We start from the raw sequence: 21675 nt of genomic DNA, 5'->3' as shown, positions 1-21675 counted from the left end.
TTTTGTTATGCCTACAACGGCAGGGCCCTCCAACGCAGCACGTCGTTGGAGGCCAATGAAGGCCATCGCAGGGGCCTTCGGTGTTGTTCCGCCCTTCACGCCAAGCGAGTACTATTGAAGCGAGGCTTTCTTTTTTGAGCCCAAGGTAACTCGGCGGAGGGGATGGAATCGTTCTGAAGAAGCGATAGCGTTCGCCTTTAATCCCGGATTTTACCCTTTAAAATTCCCATTACAATGAAAAAAATCCGGGGTTAACAGCGATCGGAAGAATGATCCATCCACGTAGCCCGTCCCCCTTGGCTCAAATTGAACCCCCTGCTTCACCCCATAATAGGAGCACCCAATATGGTACTTCCGCGTAATTTTCTTTTTACATCTGATAACTGTATAATGATGGGGAGTTTAAACACTGCGGGGTAAGACCAAGCACGGGCAAAAGGGCCTCTTCGCGCCTCTGGTTGCATAACCGGCGGAAAAAGCCCCTTATCTCAACCTTCACTTCTGCAGTAGGTGAAGGATATCTAACATTGTTACCGCTTTGAACTGTTATTATGCAGCGCAGGCGGGGTAATATTATGCTTGCAACGGCTCTATTTTGTTAAGGGCCTGAACCCTGCAAGCGGGAGGAGTTATTAAAGTAAATGGACAAATTGCAATTGGATGTTAATCAAATTCAGGAGATTATCCCGCATCGGCCGCCGTTTTTGTTGGTGGACCGCATTATTGAGCTGGAGGAAGGGAAAAGAGCAGTAGGTATTAAAAATGTAACAGTGAATGAGCCTCATTTCATTGGACACTTTCCGGGTTATCCTGTTATGCCGGGTGTGCTGATTACCGAAGCCTTGGCTCAGGTAGGGGCATTCGCACTGCTGCATCTGGAAAGCAATCGCGGCAAAATTGGTTTCTTGGCAGGGCTGGATGGCTTCCGTTTTCGCGGACAGGTGGTTCCTGGGGATACGCTGACGCTTGAAGTGGAAATAACCCGTTCCAAAGGAGCATTCGGCAAAGGGAAGGCTACGGCTAAGGTAGGCGATACAGTAGTAGCTGAGGGCGAGATTATGTTTGCATTGTCCGATCCTCCCCAATAAGCAAGCTCTGCTGACATAATTACGACGTCTTAACCGAGTGCATGTGTACATAGAAATCCTGTTTTGACCAACCAAAAACGGAGAGGGGAAATTGGCATGACGCAGTTGAGTAAAAAAGCATTGGAAAGCATTGAGAGCTGGCTGCATGACCCTTATATTGATGAAGAAACCAAACAGGAGTTGCGCGCATTGGAAGGCAACGAGCAGGAGTTGGAGGATCGCTTTTACAAAGAGCTGGAATTCGGCACAGGTGGTCTGCGCGGAGTGATCGGGGCGGGTAGCAACCGGATGAATCGTTACGTCATTGGACGTGCGACTCAGGGACTGGCTCGTTATATTTTGGAGCAGCATGCGGGGAAAGAAGAGAAGCCTTCGGTTGTAATCGCGCATGACTCGCGTCATTTCTCGCCAGAGTTTGCTTTGGATGCGGCTTTGGTGCTGGCAGGCAACGGCATCGTTGCCAAGCTGTTCCCGTCCTTGCGTCCAACGCCACAGCTTTCTTTTAGCGTACGACATTTGGGAGCCAGTGGTGGGATTGTCGTAACAGCAAGCCATAACCCTCCTGAATATAATGGATACAAGGTATACAACGATGAAGGTGGTCAGCTTGTTCCTGATCAGGCCGAGCAGGTAATTGGTTATATCCATGAGGTTCCTTCTTTTGCTGATATTCACCGTCTGACACGTGAAGAAGCAGAGGCACAGGGCCTGCTGGTTTGGCTTGGAGAGCAAGAAGATGAAGCGTTTGTGGATACGGTAGCCAGTGTGAGTGTTAATCGTGAGCTGATTGCAGCTGGACCGGGCAAAAACTTCAAGGTTGTGTTTACACCTCTTCATGGCTCAGGCAATGTACCGATTCGCCGCGTGTTGGAGAAAATCGGTTTTGAGCAGGTGCATATTGTGCCTGAACAAGAACAGCCGGATGCTGAATTTTCCACTGTCAAATCACCCAACCCGGAAGAACGCGATGCCTTCAAGCTGGCAATTGCGCTGGGTGAAAAGATTGGTGCGGACTTGTTGATCGGTACAGACCCGGATGCAGATCGCATGGGAGCGGTTGTGAAAAACCGTGACGGTGAGTATGTGGTATTGTCCGGTAATCAGTCTGGCGCGATCATGGTCTACTACTTGTTGAACCAGCTAAAAGAAACGGGTAAGCTTCCAAGTAACGGAGCGGTCATTAAAACCATCGTAACGAGTGAAATGGGCGCAGTGATTGCTGAGCATTTTGGAGCAACCGTATTTAACACGCTTACGGGCTTCAAGTACATTGGTGAGAAAATGAATCAGTTTGACCAAACAGGCGATTATACCTACCTGTTTGGCTATGAGGAGAGCTACGGATATTTGGCAGGTAATTATGCCCGTGACAAGGATGCGGTCTTGGCGGCTATGCTGATCGCTGAAGCGGCTGCTTATTACAGTACCCAAGGCAAGACGCTGTATGATGTTTTAGAGGAGCTGTATGAGCAGTTTGGTTACTTTCTGGAGAAGCTGGAGTCCCGCACACTCAAGGGCAAGGATGGAGTGGCGCAGATTCAAGGCAAAATGACGGATTGGCGCACTACCCCGCCTCTGGAAATTGCAGGCGTGAAGGTGGAAAAAGTGCTGGATTACTCACAGGGTTTGGACGGACTTCCGCAAGAGAATGTGCTTAAGTTCTTACTGGAAGACGGTTCGTGGTTCTGCTTGCGTCCTTCCGGTACCGAGCCGAAGATTAAAGTATACTTTGCGGTACGAGGTTCCTCTCTGGCGGATGCTGAGCAAAGAATCAGCCGTCTGGTGGAGGCTGTTATGGCACGCGTAGACGCTTGAGCTAAATCCATTTATAATAGAATAGGGTTAAGGTAATTGGATACGAACTAAGAAATCGGTGACCTCTCACGGCAAAGGGCAGTACGCCGTGGGGGTCATTTCTGTGTTGTAGAATAAACTGGAAGAGGCTTTGGGAAAATAAGCTTATTCCGGTGACGGAGGATTTTGCAAAATCCAATGAGTGGCCTGCCAACAACTGAGTAAGGGTAAGGTGAGCAGCGTTGGATTTTGCAAAATCCCGAATATTAAGGAGGTTCTTTGGTGTATCAGAAATGGCAGTATTGGAATACGGCTTCTCGAAAATGGTTATGGATTCTGGTTGCACTTGGTTTGCTGGCTTCCATTCCTGTAATTGCCGATCGTCTGCAGACAGAAGCATCAAGTAAAAAAGTAGAGATCGTATTCGACTATCGGGATTTGACGGAGGCAGCTTCGTATCAGGCTCACCCGCAGGATTACCTGAATGAGCAGCTTGACCGCTTAAAACAGGCCGGTGTGAACAGTATGGCAATGTATGAAAGCACGCTGGATGATTTCCGCAAAGCAGGCCATGTTGTAACCTATACGACTCAGAACATTGCTGATATGGAAAAACGGGTATCACCCGCCAACGAGAATTTTACGTATGTTGTTTTCACTGATCAGGAAAACGCTGCGGCATTGAAGCCGTTAATTGAACGTACTTTTAACAGTCTGGACATTAACGTAAAACCATGGACTTATCAGGGCCATGAAGGGCTCGTTGTAGAAACTTCCCCAGAGGATGCGTATCTCAAACCCATACAGCCTGATCCGATTGCCATGAAACAGCTTCGGAGTAAAGGATTTTTTATCGTTCCTCGGATGAGCGACAGTCTTCCTTACAATCAGGAATTGACGGAAGAGACGTTGGCTTCTTTTCAGGAGAATGGCGTAAAACGCATTTTGTTTGAAGGAGATTCTGTCAAAGGGTTTACAGATAATGAGAAAGAACACAGTCTGGCGGCATTCGCTCAATTACTGAACAAATACAATATTGGCCTGGCCGCTATTGAAAACTTGAAAAAACCGCAGGCAGGCTTCAACAAGCTGGCTTACGCTATAAAATATAACGTTGTGCGCCTGTACTCACTGAGCGACAAAGATTCAACGCTTGATGTGGAAACGTTGGCTGATCGTTTTGCATTGGCGACCAAGGACCGCAACATTCGCATGCTGTATCTTAATACAGCTCCGACCCGCAGTGTGGCTGAGGCCAAAGTGAAGGATTCTGTAGATAACTTGATCCATAGTTTGGACAAACCGGGTAATGCTGTTCAACGGATGGAGAAAAAAGGATTTGAGCTTGGACAGGCCGAACCATTTCAAGTGGTTGATTCGTCGTACCAGCGTTACCTGAAATTGGTGGTTGTACTGGGGGCACTGGCTTTCTTCTCCATTATGGTGTCGTATTTTGTTCCAGCATTGACCTTGCTAGCATTTGGATTGGGACTGGTTGGCTCAGCAGGTCTTTACGTTCTGAACTCCAGCTTGATGGAGCAGGGCTTGGCACTACTTGCAGCGATTAGTGGACCCACAGTTGCAATGGTTATTGCTGTGCGTACGATTAGAATCAAACGTGAACAGGAGCCCGTGCTTTCAGTAGGTCGTCGTCTCGTTCAAACACTTGTATTGTACGTTCAGACAGCAGTCTTGTCGTTGGCTGCTGTACCGTTTGTTATTGCGTTGTTGAATAGTATTGCTTACAGCCTTGTGCTGAACCAATTTAGAGGCGTAAGCTTGCTTCACATTTTGCCGATTTTTTTGGCGGCAATATATATTTTCTTTTATCGGGGCGTTTCTATACGCGAAGAAATCTCAAAGCTGCTGCGCACGCCGATTACCGTACTATGGGTCATCGTACTGGCTGTTATTGGAGCCGCAGGAGTGTACTATTTGAGCCGTACCGGGAATGCGGGTACCGTGTCTAACACAGAGCTGGTTTTCCGAAATTTCCTTGAGAATGCATTTGGTGTGCGTCCGCGTAATAAGGAATTCTTGATGGCACACCCACTGTTTATTGCAGGTGCATTCCTTGCGTTGAAATATCGCCAAGCGATCTATTTGCTGATTATCGCTGCTATTGGTCAAGCTTCTATGGTCGATACCTTTGCTCACATTCATTCTCCAGCGGCACTCTCGCTTAGTCGTGGGCTGCTAGGATTGGGATTTGGTCTGATTCTGGGAATTATCGCAATTGTCGTGTGGCAAGTGCTGGAAGGATGTTGGAAGAAATGGTCACCACCGTTCAAACGATAATAATCTCGGGTTATTACGGCTTTCGCAATAGTGGAGACGAGGCAGTGCTCAAGTCGATATTGACAGCATTAGAGGAGGAAAGCCGTCAGGCGGGTATTACGGTTAAGCCTGTAGTGCTGTCTTCGGACCCCGATTGGACGCAGAAGATGTACGGAGTAGAAGCCGTACCACGTATGAGTCTGGGAGAAGTTCGGAGAGCGATTAAAAACAGTGACGGGTTAATCAGCGGCGGCGGAAGTTTGCTTCAGGACGCAACAAGTCCTAAAAGCATTCCTTATTATCTTGCGATTCTCAAGCTGGCTCAGTGGGCCGGAAAGCCGACGTTTGTGTATGCTCAAGGCATTGGTCCGGTGCAACGGAAGATATTCTACCCTATGATTCGGTCGGTGTTTCAGCGTTGTGAATATGTATCTGTAAGAGATGAACAGTCTGCGGCGCTACTGGGCACCATGAAATTAAAACACCCTGTTGTTGAGGTCGTTCCCGATCCCGTAATGGGGCTTCCATTGCCCTCCCATTCTGAAGGTTTGCAGGGAGCGGCTGTCGAAGGGGAAAATGAACTTCCGATCGTTGGTGTGTCCGTACGTTACTGGGACAAGGAACGTCGTGAATTAACGGCGATTGCGGATGGTTTGAAGAAATTAGTTGCTGAACGCCGTGTGCATTTGCGCTTTTTCCCTTTTCATCTGCCGGACGATGAGCAGGCTTCAAGGATGGTAATGGATTTATTAGGGGATCTTAGGGAAACAGGCAGCCGTGTCAGCATGTGTGAGCAGGTTACCGATCCTCAGCAGATGCTGCTGGAAGTCAGCCGTTGTAGTTTGATGATCGGGATGAGATTGCACAGTCTGATTTATGCAGCATCCCATCAGGTGCCCCCGTTGGGGATATCCTATGATCCGAAAATTGACCATTTCCTCGGCCGCGTCGGTAGCCAGCCTGTAGGCACCACAGAAGCGCTGAATGGTCAAAAGCTGGCTGATGAGGTTATACGATTGCTGGATCAGCGGAGCCAATGGATCGAGAGCCAGGGAGCGGCAATTGCTTTGCTAAAAAGCGAGGCCCGTTTGCCGGCACAGCATATCATTAATTACTTGTGTCGCAAAGGATGATGGATACAGTGAAAGTCGATAAGGTTACGAATGTGCCTACCGTCCCGATTTTCGGTGTTCCGGTATCAAGGCTTAATATGAAAGATACATTAAATGTATTAATTCAAGCAGTGGAGTCTCGCCGACCCCATCAAGTGATCACTGCTAATCCGATTATGGTTATGGCAGCGTTGGAAGACCCTATGTACATGTCAGTGATGAAGCAGGCGGAGCTCATCGTCCCGGATGGGACTGGCGTGGTTTGGGCCGCAAATTATGTAGGACATCCAGTACCAGAACGTGTGGCGGGTTTTGACTTGTTACATGAATTACTTGCAGCTGGAGAAAACTATCATTGGAAAGTTTATTTGCTCGGATCGACATCTGAGGTGATTCAAGCGACAGCCCAGCGGGTACATGAGCTTTATCCCGGAATTACGGTTTGCGGCAAGCATGACGGATTTTTCGGACCGGTAGAGGATGAAGCGGTGATTGCAGCTATTCGTGAAGCAAATCCTGACTTGCTGTTTGTAGCACGTGGAGCAGACACGCAGGAGCCCTGGATTGGTAAATATAAAGAAGAGTTAGGTGTTCCCGTGATGATGGGGGTGGGCGGTAGCTTCGATATTATATCCGGTAAAGCCAAACGTGCGCCTAAATTGTTCCAAAAGCTCAGAGCTGAGTGGTTGTATAGGCTATTGAAAGAGCCAAGTCGGTACAAAAGAATGCTTGCGCTGCCGAAATTCGCCGTGAAAGTGATGCGTGAAAAAGAAAACGTCACAAAAGTGTGATAAATAGCTTGAATCTGCCTTCAAAACCCGCTAATTTGCCAGAATATGAAGCTTGGTATTTATTTTCGATCAGAGTATAATTCAATGCGGTTACATCTGAAAAGGGATTGCTTTAAAATTGGGGGTCGAATGATCAAATGCTATTGATCTATATTATTGGTTTCATCATGGCACTGGGACTTGCGCTGTTATTGACACCGCTCGTCAAGAAATTTGCTGTGAAGGTTGGAGCCGTCGATGTGCCGAATGCCCGAAAGGTACATACCCGAATTATGCCGCGTCTTGGCGGTCTGGGAATTTTCCTGGCATTTCTTTTGTCCTTATTGGCGATTTTACCTTTTGTGCCTGAAGGAATGCTGTCCTCAAGGGATATTAACTTTATCGCAGCCTTTCTGATTGGCGGAACGCTGATTACACTGATTGGTGCTCTCGATGATCGTTTTGATCTTAATGCAAAATTGAAATTTTTGGCTCAAATTGCCGTTGCGTGTATGGTTGTATTTGCTTTTGATATTCGTGTTGATTTTGTGAATGTGCCTTTTCAGGATGCATACTCTTCTTTGGAAAGCTGGATCTCCATCCCGCTTACGATTTTCTGGATTGTAGGTGTAACGAATGCCATCAATTTGATTGATGGTCTGGATGGACTGGCTGCTGGTGTTTCGGGAATCGCAATCGGAACGATTTTTGTAATGTCTCTTCTGATGGGCAACTATATGGTTGCTATGCTTTGCCTGGTGCTGCTCGGTAGCATTATCGGATTTCTGTTTTTTAACTTTCATCCTGCAAAAATATTTATGGGTGATACAGGATCTCTATTTTTGGGCTTCTGCCTGGCGATGCTGTCGATGCTTGGATTCAAACAGATCGCTATTGTATCGTTTATTACACCATTGATCATTATCGGCGTACCATTGTCAGATACATTCTTTGCAATCATTCGTCGCAAGTTGCAGAAAAAACCGATATTCTCACCAGACAAAGGTCATTTACATCACTGCCTGCGTGAATTGGGCTTTAGCCACAGACAGACCGTATTGATTATTTACGCTATTGCTGCATTTTTCGGTGTATTAGCCGTGATTCAATCATATGCTGCGCTTAATGAAGCGAACTGGGTTATCTTTGTCGTGATATGTATCATGATGTTCTTCTTGCAGATCGGCGCCGAGGTTATTGGTCTTGTCGGTAAAACCAAACGTCCGGTGATTAACACCTTGATTCGGTTGCTGGCTAAGCCAGATTCTCAGACTCGTTCGAAATTATAATTTTTTATTTTAAAAGTAAGCCTTCAAGCTTGGCGGTATACCGCGGGTTTGAGGGCTTTTTTGTTCTTCGCTAAGAAAAACTCCCTCCTTTTTTGCGTATTTACTAATTTTTTGTATGTTCGCTACCGATAAAAAAGGTATTGAATGATTACGTGCCCCAAGGTGCGACAGAATCTAAGGAGGACAATGATTTGAAACGATTGCTATCTATGTTGCTGACGGTTGGTCTCATCATTGGCTTGGTGCCGGCGGCCCTGGTAGGTACGGCTCATGCTGCGACGGGAACTTATTTTATTTTTCCAAATGAAAAATATGACGTGGATTCAGCCAGGTCGGTAAACACGGACCGTATTACAGTTAACGGAACGATTAACGGAGTGAACGGAAGCACGATATCATATAGTGTATTCCAGCTCTCCAAAAATGGAACGACTCTTAACGTGGTAAATAAAAATGAGAGCCAAAAGGGCGGAATTACGGTCGCTGGCTCCACGCTTAAAGTTACAGACATTAAACTGTTTCCTGGTTTGAATCGAATCACATTCCAAAGCAGCCAAAACTCGGCGGATATGAAGGATTCTATTTACGTAGAGTACCAGGATGGACCAAAGGTTTATGATCTGTCTGCTACGTTGAACGGTAAAACTGAGCAGTTAGTAGAGAACCAGACAGCTGTGCTGACAGACGCTGGTAATAGTGGTTCGGATGACGTTAAAGTGGTCATTCAAGGTACAGCGCCTAATGCTGACAGTGTAACACTCACGTCTGCAAAAAGCAGTAATACGTATACTGTTAACTCTTATACCGGCTACAAACTAACAGGAAGTGTTGTACTCAGTCCGGGTAAAAATATAGTGACTCTAAAGGTGGGTAACGGAACTCAGGCTCTTACGGTTACACGTGAAATTACGATCTATACGGGCAAGCCTGAATTTTCCGATTTGAACCTGAACATGGACGGGAATGTGTCGGCCGATCTGACCACTTCGCCTGACTTTACCGTATCATCTACGAGTGGAGTTGTTTTGAAGGGTAAGGTTTTGGTTCCAGGCGGTGCATCTGATCCGGGAGTGGCTACAATTAATGCACGGTTTACAGATGTGAGTAACAATGGCAGTGCTGTGGGTAGTGCTAGTGGGATTGATGCTACGATTGATACTGCTAATGTGGTTACATCCAATGGTTATAAGGTATATCCATTTCAGGTGACTGTACCTTCAGGGGTTGTGGTGGATCATTTGACCAGAGTATCCTTGGGTCTAACTTATAGTGATACCAGTACCCCGCCTTCTCCATCGGCTGTCCAATTTACATTGCGCAGCAGCACTCAGCCGTATATTGATGATGTAAACTATCTTCCTGATTTCAACAATCAATTGTTGAGCAGAATTAATGGAAGTGGGTCTGATCAGGCAACTGCCATAGATGAAGCTATGAAGTTAACTGGAAGCTCTATGAAGAACAAGACTACAGATGCTCCATCTGTTCCTGTAGGTATGGAGTTCATCGTTGTTAACGGTGCACCTTCTTCAATCAGTGAGCTTTCTGGGGTATCGGTTCATACTGTAGGATCACCTCAAGATGTGATTCGGACAATCAATGGCAAGTCAACACAAGTGAAGAAAATCGTTGCTTATGTAGACACTTTGCCTAAAGAAGGACAGAACGTACTGAATTTTTACCTGAATGGTGACTCGACCAAGTTAATTAAAGCCACGGTGAATCTGTTGCAGGGTCCATTCATGAAATATGATACGATTTATGACGGACAACAAATTCCGTTAAATACCTCCAGCTCAAACTTGAATACCTATAAGCTGACTCAATTGGGCTACTTTAAAGGTAAATTGCTTGATGTGAGCAACACAGCAGATATTCATTACACTGGAAGTAACCGAAATGTATTCCTGTATATTAATAATGTATTGGTTGATTTGGATGGCTCAGGGGCGGACTTTAAGCTTGCTTCTTCCTCGGAAACAGCCGCAGCCAACGCACTGGCAAGTGGGAATAATGAAATCAAATTTGTGTACAAGCCAGGTATTGAATATAGCAATACGGTAAAAGTAAACTTTACACAGACCAATATTCCAGTAATTCCAGTTCCAAACACACAGGGGATTATTCCTTTTACACCTGTTAGTGGCTTGAGCAGTGCTCCGAAATATAGCGAAATTGCACCGAAAACAAAAGATGCTAATTTCACTAAAGTGGATGATACCAATTACAATACATCCCTGAAAAATATCAATGTATTTGGTACATTCAGTATTGCTGATTTGGGTAAAGCGGATCAGGTCAATGGTTCGTTAAGTGATATTGCCAATAAAGATCAATATATTTTGGAGATTAAGGGATCGGACGACAGCGAGGTTAATTGGACGCTGAATAATGAGTTTTACTCAGCAGAAGATGCTAAGACAGCATACAACTCTGGTTCCACTACAGATAAATTTACAAATAAAGAATTAAAAGACCTGCTCGTGTACTATCACCCGGACAAAAAGTATTTCAGCTTTGTGTTGAAAAACCAAACCGTTCCGCAAGATGGAACACCAGTAGCCTATAACATTACCTTGTACAACAGTGGCAAGAGCGGACCATTTGCAACGTTCCGACTGCAAGTATCTGGTCAATCCACATCTTTTGATATTTTGCGTCCGCTTCCTGAAAAGAGAATCGTGAATCAAAACTTTGTGCAAGTGGTTGTGAACGCAGGTAATGCAGATAGTGTTATGGTAGGTAAGGAAACAGCAGTTCAAGAGGGATTCGATTCTGATTATGATGGCACTGTTGATTACCCTTCAACCTACAAAGCCATCGTCACAGGTCTAAAGGCCAACAAAGATAATAAAATTGACGTAGTGGTTACAAAAGGTAAAGATAAACTGAAACAGACCATTACGGTTAAATATGTGCCTACTAATATTCCTGGTGAGCAGTACATGGAAGCGATGAAAACATCGCACAAAGTGTTTGATGGGAATCTTACACTTGCTTTTGCTAAGGGAACTAGTCTGATTCGTCGGGATTATGATCAACCGCAGCAATTCAAAAATCAGGTTTTCTCTGGTCATACATTGTACTTTGCGATAGCAAATAGCGAAGATGGTGTGGTGGACCGTCATGAATTTGAAACTGAAAAAGCATTGTCGGATATGCAGAGCTTGATTGCAGATGGAAGTAGATACTTCAACAGAGAATTCCCAACTCGTTTTACCAAGTCAAGTCCGGTATTCTGGATTGACCCAGGTACGGCAGATGATATCAAAACGGATGCTTACGATCCGGTAACTTATGGTGCCGATCCTTATCAACTGGCTAATAAGTCACAAAATGACAGTAGTAAGATCAAAAACTTCTACTGGCGTGATCCTTCTAATGAATTAGTACCATCCAAGCGTGCAACATTAACCTTGACGTATGATAGCAGTATCGCGCAGGATGCAGGGAAACAAATGACAGTGTTCTATTTTGATTCGGATCTTAAAGATTGGCAGAACATTGGTGGTGTGGTGGATCCGAAGAAACATACCATTAAAGTTCCGTTTGATCGTTTCGGCTACTATGTTGTAGCTAAGGTTGGAGAAACGTATAGTGATGTCATTAAGCACAAGTACGCCAGAGATTACATGGAGTCCATTTTGGCTAAGGGTGTCATGAACCCAATGGATCCAATTAATAGCTTTGGACCTGACAGCTACATTAAAAGAGGCGAATTCACGTCTATGATTGTCAAAGGTCTGCAAATTCCTCTTAATTTCAGTGGGGCGAAGCATTTTGATGACGTGTCTATTCCAAATACGATATCGGCAGATGCTCTCTATGATTATCGTTATATTGAAACAGCCGCACGTGCCGGTATTGTAAAAGGTTCGCAACCGAGAATCTTTATGCCGGAAGATGTAATTACACGTCAGGATGTAGCGGTCATTATCGCCAAGGCATTGAATTTGAAGCTGGAGACAGATCACGACAAGATCATGAAGAATCTGTCTAAAACCTTTAAAGATGCAGATAAGATTGATTACTATGCACAAGCATCTGTGCTTGCGATTGCCAAGAAGGGCTTTATCACGGGTTCACCTGTTGATGCTAGTGATCTGAAAAAAGGGTATATGTTTAATCCTACATCTCTGACCTTGCGTGGAGATGCGGCCATTATTATAGCTAAAGTTATGGCTGATAAAAAGTTGCTTCCTAAAATCTAGATCCTTAAAAAACTGAATTTATTGAACATCCCTCCATGCGAAATTGGAATTCCCTTTCATATACATGAGAGGGATGTTTTTTAAAAATCAGCTATTTGACTGGGATTAAGGGCCTATGCCATAATAACAATGAGCAGATAACTGATGGGTAAGTTTACAGCGTTTTTGTTCTTGAACTACCATAAATGCATTTAAATTAACTACTTTTTTTTAAGTATTTATCTCAAAATGTGTTTATTATTTGCTTATATGTTTTTTTGCACATTTATCTGAAACTTTACGCCTATTTCATCGTAGTAGAGGATTAGTGTGCTTAAATGCTACATAAAGAAGTGAGTGGGGAGTGATGAGATGTCTCAGTTTTCAATACGCCGTCCTGTAACAGTATTTATGTTAATTGTTACTTTGTTGATCGGGGGCGGTATTTTTGCGTTAAGACTTCCTGTCGAGCAGCTGCCGGATATGAAGCTGCCTATTGCTATGGTAGTGACCAGTATTCCAAACTCGACACCGACAGAAGTTGAGGAATTGGTTACCAAGCCTATTGAAAAAGGCCTATCGTCCATTCAGGATGTGGATACGATTAGCTCTCAGTCTTCTGAGGGGACCTCTATGGTCATGATTCAGTTTAACTGGGGAGTAGATCTCAATCAGGCTACATTGGATATGCGAGATAAATTGGATGGTGTTCGGGGTTCACTTCCCAAAGCTGCCAATTCACCGCGTGTTCTGAAACTGGATCTCAATGCTACACCTGTAATTAATTTAGCATTTACCGGTGATCAGGATGTTAACAAACTGAAGCCTATTGCAGAGGATATTATCGAACCACAGCTCGAAAGAATCTCAGGGGTCGCTTCAGTCGGTTTGTCTGGGGGACAAGAGCGGTTAGTTCGAATTACTGTAGATCAGGCCAAACTGCAAAGTTATGGTATTACGTTAGATCAGATCAGCCAGGCATTATCAGCTAATAATGTGGCCGGCTCTGCAGGTTCTGTTGACCGTGGTAATACAGAGATCCAAATCAGGGTTCAAGGTGAATATCAGGCTGTTTCGGAAATGGGAGAGACTCCGATCACTGTGGGCAAAGGCAGTGTGAAATTAAAGGATGTCGCAACCATTGAAGATTCCTTGGACGATGTCACCACCATTTCCACATACAATGGTAAGCCAAGTATTAATATTTCAGTCACAAAGGCTACCGGAGGGAATACACTTGCCATTGCTAATTCTGTGAAGGAAAGTCTGGATTCAATCCGTAAGAACTTGCCTGAGGGGACTCAGCTTGAGATGGTCACAGACGCTTCCAAACCTATTAGCGATTCTGTACATTCACTAGTAGAGCATGCTGTATTGGGACTTATTATTGCAGCTATCGTGTTACTGTTATTTCTTAATAGCGCACGTTCTACAATTATTGCGACTATCGTTATTCCAATTTCTTTTGTAGCAACGTTTATGATGATGTATTTTAGTGGACAAACCATTAACGTTATTTCATTGAGTGGTTTGCTACTGGGTCTTGGGTCCTTTGTTGACTTTGCCGTCGTTATTATCGAGAATATTTTTAGACAACGACATGAAGGCAAAAGTATGCTACAGGGCGCTATTGATGGTTCCAAGCAAGTGGGTAATGCGGTAATGGCATCTGCGCTTGCACAAATAGTAGTGTTTTTACCAGTTGTATTTGTAGATGGAATTGCGGGCGTGCTGTTTAAGCCGTTAGCCTTGACCGTAATTTTCTCTCATATTGCTGCTCTGCTAGTATCGCTTTTGCTTGTTCCTATGCTAAGTTCACGTTGGTTGCCTACTGTACCAGATGAGTCAATATATTCTTCGGGTACCTATAAAGGAATGAACCCTATTATCTGGTTTAATATCGGTTTTGAGAAATTGAAGGGCGGATACCGTCGTATTCTCAAGTGGGGGATTAACCACCGTAAAAGTGTTTTGACTATTACTTTGCTTATGTTTGTAGCTGCGGCAGCTTTGATTCCTATGGTTAAAACGGAGTTTTTTCCTGAATCCGACCAAGGGGAGTTTTCGCTCTCGGTAACGATGCCTAATGGAACCATGTTGGAAGAAACAGAGAAGGTTGTTCAAGGAATTGAAAAGGAAATTTTAAAGATTCCTGAACTTGATAAAATGTCAGTAACTGTAGGTTCTGGAGGCGGTGTGTCAAGTGTATCCGGTTCAACATCTGCTAATGCTGCGCAGGTTAATGTTACGCTGAAGGATGGGCATACACGACCTACTGATGCCGTGGTCAATGAGCTCCGCAAAAAAGTCGAAAATATCCCCGATGCGGAAATTATTATTCAATCTTCAACCGGGCTATCAAGTGGATCAGCCGTAAACATCAACCTGAAGGGTGATGATGTAGAAGTATTGCGGGAGCTTTCGGATAATCTCTTAGCTGAGGTTAAAAATATACCGGGAGCGGTCAATGCTAAGAGTACGATGAATGCTACTCGTGAGGAATTTGAGATTACGATTAATCGTGAGCTTGCCAGCCGATATGGTTTGTCAGCTTCTCAAATTTTGTCTGATGTGAATACCTCCTTTAACGGCTCCGTTGCTACAAGCTATCGTACCGGAGAAGACCAGATTGATGTGAAAATATCGTTGCCGAATGAGTATCGCCATGATTTGGCTTATCTGCAAACAGTGCGGATTACAACTGCACAAGGGATCGATGTGCCTCTGTCATCAGTGGCCAGTATAGATAAGCGTGAGGTTCCCGAGACGATTACACGCGAGAATCAAACACGCCAAGTACAGATTACTGCTGACATAGACGGAACAGGAGACATTCTTACGGTTAATCAAAAAATAGATGCTCTTCTGAAAGGTACTCATTTCCCTGAGGGATATAGTGCCGATACGGGTGGCGGTCAAAATGAGCAAATGATGGAGTCCTTTACAAATCTGGCAGTAGCTATATTGCTATCTGTAGTGCTGATTTATATGGTTATGGCAGGGCAGTTTGAATCCTTGCTTACACCGTTTGTAATTATGTTCTCGGTTCCACCTACGTTAATTGGTGTGCTTATTGGTTTGGTTGTAACAGGAGCTAGCCTTAGTGTATCGGCTCTGACCGGTTATATTATGCTTGTCGGCTTGGTCGTGAATAATGCCATCGTCATGATTGATTTCATTATTCAGCTCCGAAAAGAAGGTCAGGATCGGGATGAAGCCATTATTCATGGAGCATCTGAACGGTTACGTCCGATTTTAATGACCACGCTTGCTACTGTACTCGCATTGCTTCCAATGGCATTCGCAACAGGAAATGGTAACGAAACACAAGCGCCGATGGCTGTTGTCGTCGTGTTCGGGTTGTCCTTCTCAGCTCTTATTACATTAATTCTTATTCCGGTAATCTACGTTATCATGGACAATAGTATACAAAAGCGTAAAGAACGGAAATTGAAAAGACAGCTCAAAAAAGAAGCAAAGCTGCAACAAAAGAGTGTTCACATTTAATAATGAGGTGAAGAGATATAATGAATAAAAAAAGTGCTCTGATTGCCACGACATTGCTTTTGTCAGTTGCATTGGCAGGCTGCGGTGGGGGGGGAGCCCCCGCCGCTCCGGCCGCGGTGCAGAAAACGATTCCGATCCAGGTAGCAAAAGTGGCTAAAGGCAGTATTGAGGATTCAACAGGTATTGTAGGCAACTTTGCGCCCAAAGACACGGCTCAGGTTGCTCCGAAAATTAGCGGAAAAATACTGAACATTAATTTGACGGTGGGACAAAAGGTAAACAAAGGCGATATTTTGTTTACAATTGATCAGAAAGACCTTCACGACGCGATTACACAGTCTCAGGAATCTTACCAGGTTGCACTTGCTAATTTGAAGCAAGCTGAAAGTGGAGCAGCGCAATCTGTTCAACAGGGAGAGTCTGCTGTGGATCAGGCTAAGAGTGCACTGGTACAGCAAGACAATGCCATTACCCAAGCGCAGACTGCTGTGGTAGATGCCCAGAGTTCCGTGCGTGATGCTCAGAATACGCTAAATCGTAACCAGCAGTTGTTTAGTGCTGGTGCTGTTTCGCAATCTGACCTGGAACAGTCTCAAATAGCGCATAGAAGAGCTCAAACTGCGTTGGAAAACGCCCAGCTCTCACTTCATAATGCGCAAACATCCAAGGAAAGTGCCCAGACAACATATACTAATGCCCAGAAGTCTTTGCGTCTTGCACAACAGAAAACGGGTATTGATGTAGCACGTGCTTCGGCTAATCAGGCCAAGGCTGCTTTGGATACTGCACGTAGTCAGCTTGTCGACGCTGTAGTCAGAGCACCTATGTCGGGCACCATTTCAGTTGTGAATGGTACAACAGGGCAAATGGTCAGCGCTCAGTCAGCTGTAGCTACAATTGCAAATACCAATCCGATCCTTGCCAAAGTAAATGTCTCTGAGGAGGATCTGCTTAAGCTAAATGTAGGCTCCACTGTAACTCTAGGGGTAGACTCATTGAGTAAGCGAATAGAGGCCAAAGTGACAGCGGTCAATCCGGTTATGGATAATGATCTCAAGGCATATCCTGTCGAAATTTCAGTTCCCAATCCATCTGGCGAGTTCAAATCCGGTATGGTTGTGTATGTTTATATGAAATCCGAAGCTGCACAAAACATTCTGGTATCACAGGATGCAATTACGGAGCAGGCTGGGAAAAAGTATGCTTATGTAGTTGAGGGGACTACTGCTAAACGAGTGGAAGTGCAAACAGGCCAGGAAAGCGCCAAGGAGGTTGAAATAACCAAGGGGCTCACCGAGGGTCAGACCATTGCTGTTAAGGGGATAAGCCTGCTTACTGATGGTGCTAAGGTTAATATAGTGAAGTAATTTGTTTTGTTCTGGGTGTGTAGGCTATAAAAATTGCTGGTCCTCCGTCATTACTTACTACTTTAAGTGTTCAATCTGGGCGTATCCCTAGGATTTATGTATTCTTTATATTCTATGGATAATGTACAGTGAATATACTCATTAAGGGACTACCATAAATGTGCAAGAGAACTCTTGTACATTAAGGTTGAACAGGTAAAAGTTGTAGGATGACGGAGGAACAGGTTCAATAGTATAATTATGACTGTAGGAAAGCGGAATACATATTCAAAAAAAAATAAAATTTTTTTTGAAACGGACGCAACTTTTCGAACCCATGCTACGTCTAATTGGGTGAGTATGAAACAAAGGGGTACAAAAGCGTAAAGACATAATTCGCTAAAAAAATTCTTTACGACATTGTTATCACATTGTATAATACTGGAGTACGTCATAAATGGACGCTTTCTTTCAACTAGATTCCAAGCTTCTGTGATATTGTCACAGATATCATTTTATAAGGGTTCTCATAAAGCTCGGAAAGGAGGTGTAACTACTGATGAGTGACAAGATCCGACAAAAAGACAAAAATAATATTTCTGGTTATATTCAAGGAGGAGAAAAAAAGGTTATGACAAAGTTTAATAAAAAAATGATCAACGTGCTGGCAACAGCAACATTGGTTGCTGGTGTTGCAGCTCCAATCGCAGCACTGACTGCACCAACTGCAGTTCATGCAGCTTCTAGCTATACTGCACTGAGCACTCCAAGTATCAACTCAGACCAACAAGATAATGCTGTTTTGGGTAGAGCAAAAGTAAGTATTAGCCAAGCTTCTATTGCTAGCGGTGCTTCTTTCACTATTACTTTGCCTAAAGGTTTTGATTTTGGTAAATCTGGAGCTCTTCAGGTTGGCCGTGCTACTTCCGCTACTGACGCTACTTATGGCTTGGGTGTATATCTTGATGCACAAGATAACGCTTTGGACAAAAACGCTGCAGCTACTGGCTATAATGATGCTAATGCAATGAAAGTTGAGAAATTGACTGATAACTCTGCGAAAGTAACACTGAACTTTGATAACTCCAAAGATAGCGCTGATGTATATCTGAACTTTGCTAACATCAATGTAAGTGGACCTAGCAATGGACCTGTAAAAGCTACAATTGATGCTTCTTCCCTGAGTGGTTTGACTAGCGGCGAAGTTACAATTGCAAACGTAGTATCTTCCGGTCAAGTATCTTTGTCTGCTGCGGACACTGTTTCTAACACAGACAACTTCACTGCAACATTGAAAGTTAAAGAACAAACAGCAGGTGCTTTGGCTAACAACAATAACATCAAACTGAAATTGCCTAGCGGTTTTAAATGGAACGCTTCAGGAAGTGCTAGCATTCTCTTTGGTGATATCACATCTGGTGATGTAGTTTCTAAAGTTGATGGAGACACTCTGACTTTGTCTTTGAAAACAAAAAGCAGCAAAGAAACAACATTTAACCTGCCTTTGAGCTTCTACGTTGACGATGAAACTAACGCTAAAGAAGGCGATGTTACTGCTAGTATCTCCGGTAACACAACTACTGACGTTAGCTCTCTCGTAGTTGGTAGCTATGGTCAAATCGGTGGCGGTGTTTCCGTAGCTTCTCCAACAACAATTCTTGCTGGTCATGACGAGCAAAAAATTGGTGATATCGTAATTAAAGAAAAAGTTGCTGGTTCTTTTGTTAACAACCGTACTGTAACATTGCGTTTGCCTGAGGGTGCTCGTTGGCAGTCTACTTTCGAAAGTAACACTCCAGGAAGCAACTTCTCCGGATCTTTCGAAAACACTAACGGATTGGGCGGAGCAGACGTATCTTATACAGATTCCGACAAACGTACTTTGAGATTGACTTTCAAAAACGTTAACAGCTCTAAAGATCCAGGTACTTTGAAGCTGAAAAACGTTGAAGTTGCTACACAACCAGGTTTCTCCGGCGATCTGAACGTTGATGTTGCTGGTAGCCAAGGTTTGAGCGGTAGTGTTAAGGTTGCAACTGTGAAGCAAGCTGTTACTTTGGCTGCTGCATCGAAACCAACCCTGACAATCGGTCTGGGCGACCAACAAGTTGGCGACATCACAATTACTGAAGCAGCTAAAGAAGCTTTCGTTAAGAAAGATGGTAGCCGTGAAGTAATCTTGGAATTGCCAACAGGCGTACGCTTTGCTGCTACTCCAGAAGTTAAAGTAACAGCTGGTGATGTTAAAGTGAAGAGCGTATCTACTGATACTTACGGCGAAAGCAACAAAGGCCGTCTGAGCTTCTACATCGATAGCGAAAGTGCTACTCCAAGTACAATCACTATCTCGGCTCCTAAGCTGACTGTTGACCGTACTGTAGCTCAAGGCGACATCGTTGCTAAGCTGAAAGGTAGCGCAGTTTCTTACACTGCATACAAAGGCGCATCTGAAAACACTCAAAACTGGAAAGACAACAACACTGCAGCTGCTGAAACAGCAATCGCAACTGTTGGAACTCCAGCTCCAGGTGCTACTAAATCTAAAGCTGTATTCACACTGGGAAGCACTGCTTACACAGTGAACGGCGAATCTAAAACAGCTGATGTAGCTGCTTATGCTGAAAACGGACGCACTTACTTGCCAGTACGTTATGCAGCTGAAGCTCTGGGTGTATCCCAACAAAACATCTTGTTTGACAAAGCAACTTCCACAGTTACCCTGATTAAAGGTGACCGCGTTGCTCAAATCAAACTGAACACTAACCTGTTGACTATTAACGGTTCTGTGGTTCGTATGGACGTTAAAGCTGTAACTAACAAAAACCGTACTGTACTGCCTATCTTCTGGGTAAGCAGAGCGCTGGATGCATCCATCAACTATGATGCAACTGCGAAAACAGTAACTGTTGAAAACAACAACTAATTTAAGAGCAGCTCTTTTGAGTTAACTGAATTAGATGAGAAAAGGGTTCCTTTTGGAGCCCTTTTCTTTTATTAGCCTTATTGACAAAGGAGAGAAATTATGAAACGTTTTGGAGTGGCTGTACTTTCCACATTGGTTCTTTCTTCTGCATTTGCCAATCTTGTGGGAGCTCAAGCAGGTGATATAAAAGTTATTATTAACGGTGTAACCCAACAATATACGCAAGCTCCTGTTGTTAGTCAAAATACAACCTTAGTACCTCTTCGTGGAGTTTTCGAAAGTTTGGGAGCGCAAGTGGATTGGGATAGTAAAGCTAAAAAAGTAACGGCATCTAAAAATGAAGATACGTTAACTTTAAATGTTGGTTCTAAACTTGCTTATAAGAATAGTGCTCCTGTACAACTCGATGCAGCTACTCAAATTCAAAAGGGTCAAGTGCTCGTTCCTCTGCGCTTTGTGAGCCAATCATTAGGCGCCAAAGTAAATTGGGATAAGACTACACGGACAGTAACTATTTCAAATCAAGCTGATGGAAGCACTACTGGTGATCAAACCAACAGCTTATCCAGTAAGCCTTTCACGGCTCCTGTGACTAAAGTTACTTATGATACCTACTATAGTGATTCTTTAGCCTATGATGATGCAGTTAAACTGGCTATAGCTGATAGTACCTCAGTTAAAACAGGAGAAACCAGTATTGATCAAGCCGGGAAAATCATGAAAGAAGCAGGTAAGAATATCGACTTTGTTCCTGCCGAGGCAGGCGTTGAAGCTTCTGATAAAGCTTTTAAGGGTTATGCTCAAACCAACCTTAACTATGAGGCTGCAAAGAAGAATTTGGACATGACTAAGGAAGGTATTCAATACAACGTGAAGGACCTTTATAACAAACTTCTTCAAAAACAAAATGCAGTTAAACTGGCTGCTTTGAATATTGAAGATGCCGAGCGCAAGCTGAAAGTCGCACAAATTAAAAGAGATAATCAAATGTCAAGTGACTATGAGGTTACACAAGCAACCAATCAGTTAACTCAAAATCAAGCTGCTTTAGAAAAGGCTAAAAAAGATCTGGACAGTGCGTATATATCTTTGAATCAAGCGATTGGGTATAAACCGGAGCAGCGTTATGAATTAAAGGATAAGCCTGTCTATTCTGAATTTAAAGATAATGTGGAAACTAAGGTAAGCCAGGTACTTACTAGCAGCACTGCCATTTGGTTAAGTGAGCAACAAGTAGATTTAGCTGAATTGAGCCTAAAGCTTTATAATTTTAATACTTCTGGAAATACGCCTTACGAAGCTGAACAGCTTAATGTTGAAAAAGCTCAGTATGCTACAGAGGGGACAAAGAAACAGCTCGAAGGACTTGTAAGATCGAT

11 protein-coding genes are annotated in these 21675 nt (G+C 44.0%); all 11 read left to right on the top strand.

The features are described from left to right. The first annotated feature begins 641 nt into the window (after nucleotides 1-641). Entirely contained in the window at nucleotides 642-1088 is a 447-nt protein-coding gene (gene fabZ, locus QD47_RS25575) for a 3-hydroxyacyl-ACP dehydratase FabZ (RefSeq protein WP_044648755.1), read from the top strand. A gap of 96 nt (nucleotides 1089-1184) precedes the next feature. Further along, the gene (locus tag QD47_RS25570; protein ID WP_044648754.1) at nucleotides 1185-2903 is read left to right on the top strand and encodes a phospho-sugar mutase; all 1719 of its coding nucleotides are present in this window, start codon (nucleotides 1185-1187) and stop codon (nucleotides 2901-2903) included. Nucleotides 2904-3164: 261 nt separating this feature from the next. Beyond that, nucleotides 3165-5180, top strand: coding sequence for a DUF5693 family protein (locus tag QD47_RS25565; protein ID WP_044648753.1), 2016 nt, complete (start codon nucleotides 3165-3167; stop codon nucleotides 5178-5180). Then, nucleotides 5156-6292 (top strand): polysaccharide pyruvyl transferase CsaB, encoded by a 1137-nt coding sequence (gene csaB / locus QD47_RS25560; protein ID WP_044648752.1) that lies wholly within the window; start codon nucleotides 5156-5158, stop codon nucleotides 6290-6292. The genes QD47_RS25565 and csaB overlap by 25 nt, the downstream gene beginning before the upstream one ends. Before the next feature lie 8 nt (nucleotides 6293-6300). Continuing rightward, the gene (locus QD47_RS25555) at nucleotides 6301-7062 is read left to right on the top strand and encodes a WecB/TagA/CpsF family glycosyltransferase (RefSeq protein ID WP_044648756.1); all 762 of its coding nucleotides are present in this window, start codon (nucleotides 6301-6303) and stop codon (nucleotides 7060-7062) included. 137 nt (nucleotides 7063-7199) lie between these two features. Further along, entirely contained in the window at nucleotides 7200-8330 is a 1131-nt protein-coding gene (locus QD47_RS25550; RefSeq protein ID WP_044648751.1) for a glycosyltransferase family 4 protein, read from the top strand. A gap of 191 nt (nucleotides 8331-8521) precedes the next feature. Then, nucleotides 8522-12541 (top strand): S-layer homology domain-containing protein, encoded by a 4020-nt coding sequence (locus QD47_RS25545; RefSeq protein ID WP_044648750.1) that lies wholly within the window; start codon nucleotides 8522-8524, stop codon nucleotides 12539-12541. A 351-nt stretch (nucleotides 12542-12892) separates the two neighbouring features. Beyond that, nucleotides 12893-16027 carry an efflux RND transporter permease subunit gene (locus QD47_RS25540; protein WP_044648749.1) on the top strand — a complete coding sequence of 1045 codons (3135 nt, stop codon included), beginning with the start codon at nucleotides 12893-12895 and terminating at the stop codon, nucleotides 16025-16027. 20 nt (nucleotides 16028-16047) lie between these two features. Beyond that, the gene (locus QD47_RS25535) at nucleotides 16048-17394 is read left to right on the top strand and encodes an efflux RND transporter periplasmic adaptor subunit (RefSeq protein WP_044648748.1); all 1347 of its coding nucleotides are present in this window, start codon (nucleotides 16048-16050) and stop codon (nucleotides 17392-17394) included. A gap of 538 nt (nucleotides 17395-17932) precedes the next feature. Beyond that, nucleotides 17933-20296, top strand: a complete 2364-nt coding sequence (locus tag QD47_RS25530; RefSeq protein WP_044648747.1) for a copper amine oxidase N-terminal domain-containing protein — start codon at nucleotides 17933-17935, stop codon at nucleotides 20294-20296. Between the two features lie 99 nt (nucleotides 20297-20395). After that, a partial coding sequence (locus tag QD47_RS25525; protein WP_044648746.1) for a stalk domain-containing protein occupies nucleotides 20396-21675 on the top strand: 1280 nt, incomplete at its 3' end.

This window comes from Paenibacillus terrae, from assembly GCF_000943545.1.
GTDB classification, from domain to species: Bacteria; Bacillota; Bacilli; order Paenibacillales; family Paenibacillaceae; genus Paenibacillus; species Paenibacillus terrae_A.
The sequence above is the reverse complement of the archived record's forward strand: the minus strand, read 5'-3'. Positions and strand labels throughout refer to the sequence as shown.